Annotated in this window: 2 protein-coding genes and 1 pseudogene; all 3 read left to right on the forward strand. The window is 72.4% G+C overall.

What is annotated here, in order from left to right:
• On the forward strand, nucleotides 1-1170 hold a 1170-nt coding region (locus tag G6016_RS16770; RefSeq protein ID WP_206682334.1), incomplete at its 5' end, for a WD40 repeat domain-containing protein.
• A gap of 40 nt (nucleotides 1171-1210) precedes the next feature.
• On the forward strand, nucleotides 1211-1738 hold the full coding sequence (locus tag G6016_RS16775; RefSeq protein WP_182633730.1) for a DinB family protein: 528 nt from the start codon (nucleotides 1211-1213) through the stop codon (nucleotides 1736-1738).
• Nucleotides 1735-1970: pseudogene (locus G6016_RS16780) on the forward strand (hypothetical protein); the annotation flags it as partial. The gene G6016_RS16775 and the pseudogene G6016_RS16780, both read left to right, overlap by 4 nt.

Genomic DNA, 1970 nt, shown 5'->3' on the forward strand with positions numbered 1-1970 from the left:
GACGCAGGGTTCGCCGGGGCCGCGAGGACGACGGCAACGCACGGCATCTCGGGGCATGATGGCTGCGTGAGGATGCTGACGGACCCTGTGACCGGCACGTCGTGGACCGCACGGGTCGACGGGTCGGTGTTCTACAGTGCGACCGGCGGCAGGGAGCGCACGAAGGACTGCGGCTCGGCTCCGGCAGCTGCGGAGAAATTGGCCGCGGACACGTGGACCAGACTGAGATCCGGATACGTCCACCACGATCCCGATGCCCTCCCGGGGACGCCCTCGATGCTGCGCCACGCCGGCAAAGGGGTCGGCTGGCTCGGGCGGGCCGCGCTCTGCGCGGCAGGGGGCGACGACTTGTTCTTCGCCGTGTCGCACCTCGGCGGGGTCAACCGCCTCCGACTCATCGGACCTGACGGGGCCCTCACCGAGGTCGCCGAGCTCGACGGCGACCGGCTCGTCCGGTCGCTCAGCTGGCACGACGGGGACGTCTATGTCGACCTCGACGGCCGGGTCCAGCGCGTGGATCCGGCCACCGGCGCGGTGGTGGACGTCACGGACGTGCGCTTCACCCTCGGCGGTTCCCTCCGCCTCGCGGGCCACAACGCGGTGTGGTTCGACGGTCGGGACGGCGTGGTGACCGACCTGTCCAGCGGTCGTGAGCTGTGGCGACGCGGCCTCGAGGCCGGCGAGTGGGAGGGGCACACCCCGATGCTGGCCCTGGCCGTGTCCACCACCGGGGTGGCCTGGTGCACGGACGCGACCACGGTGTACGTGGCGGATCTGGCGTCCGGCGCGGAGAGCGCGGTGGCCAAGCGGCGGTCGGAGCTGACCGACGAGCTGTGGCTCACCGAGGACGGGCGCCTGTTCACCTCGGGTCCCTACACCGGACCCGCCCGGTACACCGTCGCGACCGGGGAGCACGTGCCGGTGCCCACCGGAGCGGACGGGACGTCCGGGACGGCGGTGGCGGACGTCGCGATGGACCGCGACCGCACCCGGGTGGCGGTGCTCACCACCGATCGGCGGATCACGGTGGTGGACGCCGGCTCCCTCGAGGTTCTCGCATCGGTGGAGGTCGAACACATGGTGGCCCACGGTGGTTGCGCCTTCACCGGAACCGGGCTCGCGGTCTCGACCGACCACGGCTGCTTCGCTAGGTATCCGCTCACCGGGTGAACCGGCCACGGCCCCACCGTCCGGGTGATTAGGTGGGGTCATGGACTCCGCACCGGAACCCGGCATGCCCGACACCCGTGACTGGACCACCGTGCTCGACGGGGGATGCGAGGAATGTGGTTACCAGCCACACGACCCGCCGGGTACCGGTGACCGGCTGGCCGTCGCGGCCGAGCGGTGGGCCGAGGTGTTGGCCCGCCCGGACGTGGGGCAACGGCCTGCTGCGCGGGTGTGGTCGCCGCTGGAGTACGCCGGCCACTGTCGGGATCTCGTCGAGGTGTTGGGCGACCGGCTCGAGGCGATGCTCGGAGGCGACAACCCCACCTATGCGGACTTCGACGGCGAGGCCGCGGTCCGGGAGCACGAGTACTGGCGGGCCGACCCCGGTCCGCTCGCCGAACAGTTGGCGCGTGACACCGCCCGGACCCGGCAGATCCTCGATCCGGTTGCGGGCGCGGACTGGCAGCGCACCGGTCGTCGGGGTGACGGGTACGTGTTCACCGTCGCCACGCTGTGCCAGTACATCGTCCACGACGTCGAACACCACCTCCACGACGTGGCGGGATGAGAACTCTCGGAGCCGGAGCCGGAGCGGAGGATCGGGGCCGCGTCCCGACCGTGGTGGGCGCGTCGGCGGCGCTGGCGGCGGTCGCACTCGGCGCCGCGCTGATACTGCTTCCTCTGGCCCTGCCGGTGATCGTCACGCTCGCGGGGGTGGGCCTCGTCGTCGTCGGACTCGCCACCGTGGTCGGGGCCGACGGCACCGGCCGGCACCCCACGTCAGCCCGGATCGCGGTGGG

Source organism: Dietzia aerolata (assembly GCF_014144865.1).
Lineage (GTDB): Bacteria > Actinomycetota > Actinomycetes > Mycobacteriales > Mycobacteriaceae > Dietzia > Dietzia aerolata.

Excerpts from the sequence above, each read along its gene's own strand:
- G6016_RS16775 (WP_182633730.1), top strand. The coding sequence starts at position 1,211 with ATGGACTCCGCACCGGAACCCGGCATGCCCGACACCCGTGACTGGACC.